Origin of the sequence: Shimia marina (genome assembly GCF_001458175.1) — a bacterium.
Classification (GTDB): domain Bacteria; phylum Pseudomonadota; class Alphaproteobacteria; order Rhodobacterales; family Rhodobacteraceae; genus Shimia; species Shimia marina.
Genome location: NZ_CYPW01000021.1, coordinates 1 through 8,367, shown reverse-complemented (window position 1 = coordinate 8,367; position 8,367 = coordinate 1). Strand labels below are relative to the sequence as shown.

9 protein-coding genes are annotated in these 8,367 nt (G+C 55.6%); 4 read left to right on the top strand and 5 right to left on the bottom strand.

The features are described 5' to 3' along the window. Positions 1-353 precede the first annotated feature (353 nt). From SHM7688_RS10620 to SHM7688_RS10610, 3 genes are all read right to left on the bottom strand, one after another. Positions 354-959, bottom strand: a complete 606-nt coding sequence (locus SHM7688_RS10620) for a mobile mystery protein B (protein ID WP_058239927.1) — start codon at positions 957-959, stop codon at positions 354-356. After that, positions 956-1,351, bottom strand: coding sequence for a mobile mystery protein A (locus SHM7688_RS10615; protein ID WP_233486608.1), 396 nt, complete (start codon positions 1,349-1,351; stop codon positions 956-958). Before SHM7688_RS10615 ends, SHM7688_RS10620 begins: the two co-directional genes overlap by 4 nt. 385 nt (positions 1,352-1,736) lie before the next feature. Next, positions 1,737-2,675 (bottom strand): alpha/beta hydrolase, encoded by a 939-nt coding sequence (locus tag SHM7688_RS10610; RefSeq protein WP_144432557.1) that lies wholly within the window; start codon positions 2,673-2,675, stop codon positions 1,737-1,739. 260 nt (positions 2,676-2,935) lie between these two features. On the opposite strand from SHM7688_RS10610, the gene SHM7688_RS10605 reads away from it, so the two are divergent. Next, positions 2,936-3,526 carry a TetR/AcrR family transcriptional regulator gene (locus tag SHM7688_RS10605; RefSeq protein ID WP_058239925.1) on the top strand — a complete coding sequence of 197 codons (591 nt, stop codon included), beginning with the start codon at positions 2,936-2,938 and terminating at the stop codon, positions 3,524-3,526. On the opposite strand, the gene SHM7688_RS10600 is transcribed toward SHM7688_RS10605, so the two are convergent. Then, a complete protein-coding gene (locus tag SHM7688_RS10600; RefSeq protein WP_058239924.1) occupies positions 3,527-4,141 on the bottom strand; it encodes a TetR/AcrR family transcriptional regulator in 615 nt (204 codons plus the stop codon). It lies immediately after the preceding gene. A 165-nt stretch (positions 4,142-4,306) separates the two neighbouring features. Between SHM7688_RS10600 and SHM7688_RS10595 the strand changes: the two genes are divergently transcribed. Beyond that, positions 4,307-5,221 (top strand): alpha/beta hydrolase, encoded by a 915-nt coding sequence (locus SHM7688_RS10595; protein ID WP_058239923.1) that lies wholly within the window; start codon positions 4,307-4,309, stop codon positions 5,219-5,221. A gap of 59 nt (positions 5,222-5,280) precedes the next feature. Here SHM7688_RS10595 and SHM7688_RS10590 read toward each other — a convergent pair whose 3' ends face one another. Beyond that, on the bottom strand, positions 5,281-5,847 hold the full coding sequence (locus SHM7688_RS10590) for a nuclear transport factor 2 family protein (RefSeq protein ID WP_058239922.1): 567 nt from the start codon (positions 5,845-5,847) through the stop codon (positions 5,281-5,283). 105 nt (positions 5,848-5,952) lie between these two features. Between SHM7688_RS10590 and SHM7688_RS10585 the strand changes: the two genes are divergently transcribed. Then, a complete protein-coding gene (locus tag SHM7688_RS10585) occupies positions 5,953-6,546 on the top strand; it encodes a TetR/AcrR family transcriptional regulator (protein WP_158500689.1) in 594 nt (197 codons plus the stop codon). Between the two features lie 164 nt (positions 6,547-6,710). Further along, complete coding sequence (locus SHM7688_RS10580) at positions 6,711-8,279, top strand: UvrD-helicase domain-containing protein (RefSeq protein WP_223229305.1); 1,569 nt, start codon at positions 6,711-6,713, stop codon at positions 8,277-8,279. Positions 8,280-8,367 lie beyond the last annotated feature (88 nt).

Below are 8,367 nucleotides of genomic sequence, written 5' to 3'. Positions count from 1 at the left end.
TCACCCCGTGGGAGTATCACCAACGGTCAAAAGAGGACCAAAACCTGAACAGAGCTTACTGAAAACCGCGGACTCTAAGGGGAGCAGGTCACCGTTTCATTCTGGTCAACCACAGACTTCCAAAAATGGGCCGGTCAAGCCCTTGGCGTTTTGAGGGAGCTTAAGAGAACTCTGCCTGGAGAAGGGGATCTTGCCTGGCGAGCGGAAGCAGCACAAACTTTGAGCGAGAATGGGTTGACGATGGAGGCGATCCGGAAATCCAGATCCCAGTCCCTGGCAAAGGATGTATTGAGATCGTTGTAGATCTCCGAACTTCAGCCCAAGGATGCTTCACCGAAAACTTGCCGCAATGGTTATGATATTGAGCCCGCCACAAAGTCGATCAAGGGATCGAACTCATAGCCATCTGCCGCGCGAAGTGCGTCAATATAGTGTCGACGATGGTCATTATCGCTTTGAAGGCTGCCTCCGCCCGACCAGTCGAGGAAAAGATCATCGTCTATTCGACGCAGCAGCTCATCTGCCATAATCCTGGACCAACGTCCGTTGCCGTTCGGGAATGGATGGATGCTGACAAGTCGGTGGTGAAAGCGAGCGACTGCCTCGGCTGGTTCATAGACCTCGTTTTCGAGCCAAACCCTGGCGTCGTCCAGGCAGTATCGCATCTCCGTCGAGATGTGCCAGACCTGCACTCCGATGTTCTTCTCTGTCAAACGGTATTCACCCGCCCAGGTCCAGACATCGCCAAATAGCTGCCGGTGGATCTCTTTTGCAGATTCGTCGGTCAGGAGATCGAACCCTCTCGGCCGACGGTCAAGCCACCTGAGTCCTTGCTCAATATTGACAGCTTCAACTTCGTTGAGCTCGCCATGCGTCGTTATCCCTGGGAGTTTCAGCCCTTGAAGCTCGTCCGCAGTGAGCGGTGTTGCGCCCTCTGGCTGATTCAGAATGCCTGTCATTTCCAGAAGTCACGCGCCATTTCTCTTGCCATTTCTTCGGCGAGTTCCTCGATTGCTTCTTCCTGACTTTGCAAGCCTTCAGATTGTGCCTCAAGAGCCATATGTGCTCTGGTTCGTTTGATGATCCGCTTGGCTCTTTTACGTGCCTGGTTCATGACGATATCATCCATCTTTCCTTCGGCGGGGATAATCGCATAAACAAGCTTCCCACCCATGGCCTCGGCAACTTTGTCGATTTGTTTGATGGTAATAGAACCGTCTTTTTCTCTCGACTCCAGTTTCGAGATGGAAGGTCTGGAGACACCTACACGTTCGGCAAGATCGGTGATGCTCATCCCCAACGCCACTCTGAACCTCTCGATCCATCCTCTGCGACTTGGTGCATTGCTCATTGTCGAGCTTGCGAAGTCGATCAGCTCGACATTCCTACGTCTCAAGGTGCTCTTAACGTTTCTCATTCTGGCATTCCGATAATACGTGCCCTGAATGGCACGGTAGGCGAAAAATTAGAAGCTTATAAGCTACGATTTTCACCGGTTTCGTAGCTTATGAAGCACGATAGATCAAGATAAGGTAACTTTTGAGTTACGTTTCTCACTCAAATCGTGCAGTAAAAGATACGAAATACCTAACGTTTTCTCGCTGGACCGATCCACTCAATGGAGCCATCAGCTCTGCAAACCCGACCATCTGGCGAATGCCAAAGGCACCTTTCGGTGCTATTGTCGTGTATTTCACGGAAGGTAGAGGCCGTTTGACGGCCCCTGCCTTGTCGGTTCAGGCGTTGAAGAACGCGGCCACGGCGTCGGTTGAGGCCTTCACAGCTTCCGGCTTGTAGTAGAAGTCAACATGCGAGAACTCGTCAAACGCCAACTCTTCATACTCGTTCGTCAGCTTCTCAATAAACTGGGTCGAACAAATCGCCGTAAAGGCGGACGCGCTGTAAATCACCAGTGAGGGCTGCACGATCTTGTCTGCATAGGCCTCGCCGATAGAGATCAGCGACTGCATGCCCTGATCGCCGATATGCATGTTTGTGTAGGTCGGAACCGCAACCGGGCCTTTGACCCCATCACGCCCATAGTAGTCATAGGATTCACCCGCCATCGGATTGCCCCCTGCCCCGATAAACTCTTCCCGGGACATCTCGTCATTCAGACCAAAGGGAGCGACGTAGTCCGGCGCGCCAGTTTCATACATCTTCTGCATCGAGGCGTTTGCGGCGGCAATCTGTTGGTTGGCCATCTCACGGTCACTCCACTGGAACGCATCCGCAGCCATCATGCCGGACACCATGGCGATTTTCTTGATACGGTGGTCGGTCACGGCGGCCGATGCAATGATCGAGCCACCCTGGCACACGCCCAGCCCGTGGATCTCCTCAACAAACGGAAGCGTTCCCAGATAGGACACTGCATCCCAGGTGTTTTCAATCAGGCGGAACATGTAGCGCGACTGTTTGAACTCGCCGGGCAGCGCCGGGGACATACCCATGCCAAGGTAATCAAAGCCCAGGTAGATGAAGCCGCGAGCGGCCATTTCCGGGCCGTAAGTGGCCGGGATCTGGTCTTTGACCTGCGGAAAGGGGCTCGCGCCGACGATGGTTTTGTAGGTCTTGGCCGGGTCGAAACCTTCCGGCAGGTAGAGGTCGGCGGCCAGATCCACGCCAAAAGATTTGAAGGTGACGGTATTTTTGCCAGCGGTGAGAGTGGTCATGTCAGTGCTCCTGTTTGTCATTGGTTCGGAGGTTGTGTTTGCCGTTGCGCCCCGTGCTGCGATGGCCAGGAGAGCGGCCGTGGACGCGCGTTGGAGAAGTTTGCGCCTTGTAAAGGTGATCATGCTCTGGTCCTTCTGGTGCAGCCCCGGCGAGTGACGGTGCGGGGTTGATTTGTAAACTTGCATGTTTACAATCGGAGGGCGGATGCAAAATGTAAATATAAAACTTTACTTTTTGTATGGAGGTAAGGTGATGTGCTGTGAAACTAACTGAAAAGAAAAGACAAAATATTATTGATGCGGCGATCGAAGAGTTCCGTGAAAACGGATTTTTGGCCGCCAAGACCACAAGTATTGCCAAACGGGCTGCTGTTTCGAGTCGCACGCTCTACAATCATTTCGAGACAAAAGAGGCGTTGTTTGACGCGATCACCGAGATCATGATCGCACGTAATGAGGCGATGGATCCGGTGGTCTATGACCCGGCCCGCCCCCTTGAGGACCAGTTGACTGAGGCTCTGGAGCGCTATGTGACGGTAATCACGGACCCGGAAGCAATTGGGCTCAATCGCATGGTGATCTCTGAATTTCTGCGCGATCTTGACCGATCACGCGCCTTTTTTGCCGAGGCCGCAAGCCATGATTATCCGATGACACAGCTGATTGCGCACGCGATGGAGGCAGGCGTGCTGCGCCGCGCAGACCCTGCCTTCGCCACCGGGCAATTGCTCGCCCTGGTCAAGAATTTCTTCTTCTGGCCGGAGTTCCTGCTGGGTGAAAAGCAGGACACGACCGGCGTCATGCAGGACTGCGTGGCAATGTTCCTGTCGCACTACAAAACGGATGGTTGATCAGCGGTCAGCCATTACCTGCGTCCCCTTCGACATATAGCGGTTAAGGAAAACCTGCACGCTTTCCTCGATCAAACGCTCGATGTCCCCACTCCCGCGCGCGCCAACATTGTTGAGGATCCGTGGCATCAACAGGGAGCTTTTGTAGAGAGCGAGCAGCAGGCTGGTTGCGCCTTCAATGTCGTCGATGTTCAAAAGTCCCGCCTCCGCCGCCTGAGCAATGAACCGGCTGATCGTCGCATCCACCCCAAGATAGGCATCGTTGAACCGTTTTGCGGCCTCCGGGTTACGCATGAACTCGGCCAAAATCACGCGTGACCCGTTCAGAAAATCCTCCCGCAGCGTCTGGTTGATGTAAATCCGAAGCGCCTCGGTTAATTGCGGCGCCACCGCTTGGGTCTGGTCAAATTGCGGGATCTCCATGTCCGAAAGAATCTCCACCACATTGGCTGAGATCGCTTCGAACAACGCCTCTTTGCTGTCGAAATACTTGTAGAGCGTGCGTTTCGAGACTTGGGCCTCTTGCGCAATGCGCTCCATCCGGGCGCCTTTCAGCCCCTCTTCGCGAAACACCACCATGGCGGCGGCAAGGATATCGTCTTTTTTGTTTGGCATGGGGCGATCATAGGGGATTTTGGATCACTGTAAACGATTTCGTTTACATTTTGAATCTTGCACCCTATGTAAACGATGTCGCTTACTTGTCGATTCGACCCGGCCCTGCTGTCCCTATGCGATGCCGGAGCGAACGCCATCCGATCCGATTGAAGGCGAGACCTCATGTCCAAACACCCCACCGCCGAACAGATGGCCATCATCCAGGCCATGGCCCAGGGCAATACCATCATCAATCGGACCCCGGTGCTGAAGACGCCTGCCGACTACGGTATGGACTACGAAGACGTGTTCTTTCCGGCGCTGGACGGCGTGCCGCTGGAGGCCTGGTTCATCCCGGCCGAGGGGTCAGACAAGCTGATCATCTGCAACCATCCGCTGACCTTCAGCCGTTACGGCTTCCCTGGCCACCTGGAGCCCTGGTCGCAATTCGCGCCGGTGAATGTCGAATTTGGCAAGATCTACAAGGCGCTGCATGACGCGGGCTACAACGCGCTGACCTATGATATGCGCAACCACGGCCACAGCGGCGCGGCCAATGCCGGGCTGGCTGCCTATGGGCTGTTTGAGTGGCGCGATGTGGCCGGGGCGCAAGTCTATGTGCAGAGCCATGAGCGGCTAAAGGACATGACAGTGGGCCTGTTCAACCCCTGCAACGGGGGCAACTCGGCCATGGTTGCCATGAGCAAATGCCCCGACCTGTTCGAGGACGTTCGCGCCTTTGTCTGCCCGCAACCCTGCTCGTCGCGCACGGCGTCTGAGGAAATCGGCAAGCTGCAGGGGATAGGTGAGTTCATCGACCTTCTGGATCGGGAACAGCAGCGCCTCGGTGCCTTCCCGATGGCGCGCATGACCCCGCATCACTTTGCGGCAAATGTCACGGTGCCGACCTATGTGATCCAGGTGAAAGACGACCTGTGGACCCGGCCCGAGGATGTGCAGACGACCTATGATCTGCTGGGCACACCGGACAAGAAACTGCTCTGGGTCGAGGGCACCACGCGGCGTTTTGATGGCTACAACTACTTCGGTGAAAACCCGGAGAGCATGGTTGCCTTCTTTGACGAGCACATGGCCTGAGCCGAAAGGCATTCCCCGCCCGGAAACCTGGGCGGGGAACACCCTACTTTGGGGCTCAGTTACTTCGGTACTTCCAGTGAGTCCCACTCCTGCACGTGGTAATCCACCAGAACCTTGCTCACCTTCCAGCCCTCATTGGTCCGGTTCAGGCCAAACTCATAGCTGACCCAGCGATAGCCGCGCAGGGTGCCGCCGCTTTCGGCATAGGCACCGGCGGGGGTGTTTTCGACCACGATCACACCCTTGCTGAACACGGTCGCATTGTCTGCGTCCTCAAAAAACACGCGCTCGTTCGATGTGACATGATGCATGACGAACCGCTCAGTGCTGGCAAAGAAGCCCTCCCAGCGGGTGGCAATGTCATCGTTGGTCTTCACGCTGGACACGCCGGGTTCGGTTTCCCCGATCGTGGTGTCCACCTGATCACCCAGGATATTGCGCACCACATCCCAGTGCTGGCTGTCGGCGGCATTGGTCAGGTTGGCGGTGACGCGCTGAATCTCCAGCACATCCACGATATTTTCGGCGGTGATTTGCGAACCCAGGAACGTCGTGTCTTTGGCGATGGCAGGTGAGGATACGGCCAGGGTGGCGGCGATGGCGGCGGATTTGAGGGCGGTTTTCATGGGTCTCTCCTTGGTTTGAGCTGGACAAAAGTAAACTTTCACCTTACTTTTTGAGGAGGCCAGCAATAATATAAACTGATAATTTACATTATGAAGGGTGAGCAGGTGAAACTGACTGAAAAAAAACGAAAAGATATTGTTGCTGCGGCAATCAAAGAGTTCCAGGAACACGGGTTCCGGGGGGGCAAGACCAGCCGAATCGCCAAAAGAGCCAACGTATCGAGCCGGACGCTCTACAATCACTTCGAAACCAAGGACGCGCTTCTCGACGAAATCTCCAAGATCATGATCGAGCAGAAGGCAGCGGTGGAAAAAATCCCCTTTGACCCCGAACGTGATCTGGAGGAACAACTGGCGAATACCCTGCAAAGATATGTTGACGCGCTGACCGATCCTGAGACCATCGCGCTGACCCGAATGGTCACAGCTGAAATGCTGATCGACCTGGAGCGGTCACAGGACTACTACGCGCAGCTTGCAACATTCCAGGACCCGATCACGCAGCTTATTTCTGAAGCGATGGATGCCGGAGCCATCCGGAGAACCGACCCGAAATACGCCTCCAGGCAGTTAATCAGCCTGATCCGAGATTTCTTCTACACACCTGATTTCATGCTTGGCCAGAAGCAGGAAAATGAGGGCGCCATGTCGGATTGCATCAAGATGTTCTTGACGCACTACAAGGCAGAAATGCAGTGATCTGCCGGAGTAGGCCAGCAGTGGGCCAATGGATGAACAGAACCGAAAGCAGGTTTTAACGAAAACTCTCGAATGTGAGCCATGCCGGGGTTCCCGTTGTTTGAGTTAATGGTGCCAAAGCCTGCTTTGTCCCCAACATTAGACCTTGGTGCCGACTGCAGCGAATGACCACAATCCGCCATTCACGCCAGAAATGCGTCCCACAAGGTTCCCAGCTGTCCAATATCTGCTACACCTTGGAAAAGACTGGCAATTCGGTGCACATGAACCTCGTCTCAAAATCCTTCCTGGGGTTCCTGGTTGACCCTCTGGGCCGACACCCAAGATCCCTAACATTGCAAGAAAAGGGTATTGCGGCACGCGGGGCTGGTTCGCGTTGGGTAGGGCTTGAAGATATATCGACACGCCCGTCGGTGAAGAAGGGCCTTCTCTCGTCGTCACTCACGCTCGATCTCGAGGGTGGTCGAACCTTGACCTTGCCAGCTGCGGATATGACTGCGGCCAAGAAGTTCGCGGATGCGGCGGCCACCGCCTGGACTGGTTTCAACCGGGAGCAACTGGAAAAGGAAGACGTCGCTGTCCGTCGCATCCTTCAAGCGCTCGATGCACTCAAGGTGCCGGATGCTTACCCAGCGGCGTGCCACGTAGCGCCGTTGGCTCGCGATGCTGCCGACCTAAACAGCCGCGTGCTGTCAAAGCTGAATGCGGAGGCCGTTGGCGAAGAGGTGATGTCCCGGATTGCCCCGATCACGGCGTTTGCATCCGATCCGAATGCCGTCCGGAACGCGTCAATCGAGGCGTTCGTGGAAGCTCAACTGCTTCGTTGGAAGGAGTTCTTCGACACAGTCGAGTCCATGCCGCTGACGCCTGAACAGCGGCTCTCCGTCGTTGTCGACGAAGACGCGACTCTCGTTCTGGCTGGCGCCGGATCGGGCAAGACCAGCGTGATCACCGCTAAGGCCGCTTACCTCGTGAAGGCGGAGATACGAAAGCCAAGTGAGCTCCTGCTGCTTGCCTTCGCGAAAGACGCGGCGACCGAGATGTCGGAGCGCATCGAAGCCAGATGCGGAGTCCCCGTTGCAGCACGAACCTTCCATGCTCTGGCTTATGAGATCATCGGTGAGGTGGAAGGCGAGAAGCCACCGTTGGCGCCGACGGCGACAGACGACAAGGCGTTCTTATCGCTTATTAGGGAGATCCTTCGGCACGTCGTGGCGACCGCCAGCGATATCGCACAAACAGTGATCGGCTGGTTCGCCGGTTTCTTTGACGACTTCCCAACTGAGTGGGATTTCAAGACGAAGCACGAATGGTATGCGCAAATCGAAAGCCGCAACTTGCGGACACTGCAAGGCGAGATGGTGAACAGCTTTGAAGAGCTGCTGATCGCCAACTGGCTGTTCCGGAACGGCATCGCCTACGAATACGAAGCGAGCTACGAGCACAAACTCCAGAAGACTGGGCGCCGCACTTACTTGCCAGACTTCCGGCTGACAGAGAGCGGCGTCTACATCGAGCATTTCGGCGTGCGTAAGAAACGTGGCAGGGACGGCGCGGAGGAATTGACTACGGCGCCTTACGTCGATCGCGATGAATACCTCGAAAGCATGGACTGGAAACGGCAGGTCCATGCCGAGCACGAGACGGTTCTGGTGGAAACCTACAGTTGGGAGCGTGAAGAAGGTCGGCTGCTCGAAGCACTTGCCGAAAAGCTCGAACCACATGTCACGTGACCCAGCCCCTTGATCCGGGCCGTTTGGATGTAGAATCCGTTCCTGTTTCTTTCTTGTGATTAGGTTGCGGTCAAGGCCTGCTGAGCGG

Bases quoted from the DNA above. Each gene is read 5' to 3' on its own strand.
- SHM7688_RS10620 (WP_058239927.1), bottom strand. From the start codon at position 959: ATGACAGGCATTCTGAATCAGCCAGAGGGCGCAACACCGCTCACTGCG.
- SHM7688_RS10615 (WP_233486608.1), bottom strand. From the start codon at position 1,351: ATGAGCAATGCACCAAGTCGCAGAGGATGGATCGAGAGGTTCAGAGTG.
- SHM7688_RS10610 (WP_144432557.1), bottom strand. From the start codon at position 2,675: ATGACCACTCTCACCGCTGGCAAAAATACCGTCACCTTCAAATCTTTT.
- SHM7688_RS10600 (WP_058239924.1), bottom strand. From the start codon at position 4,141: ATGCCAAACAAAAAAGACGATATCCTTGCCGCCGCCATGGTGGTGTTT.
- SHM7688_RS10595 (WP_058239923.1), top strand. From the start codon at position 4,307: ATGTCCAAACACCCCACCGCCGAACAGATGGCCATCATCCAGGCCATG.
- SHM7688_RS10590 (WP_058239922.1), bottom strand. From the start codon at position 5,847: ATGAAAACCGCCCTCAAATCCGCCGCCATCGCCGCCACCCTGGCCGTA.
- SHM7688_RS10580 (WP_223229305.1), top strand. From the start codon at position 6,711: ATGACCACAATCCGCCATTCACGCCAGAAATGCGTCCCACAAGGTTCC.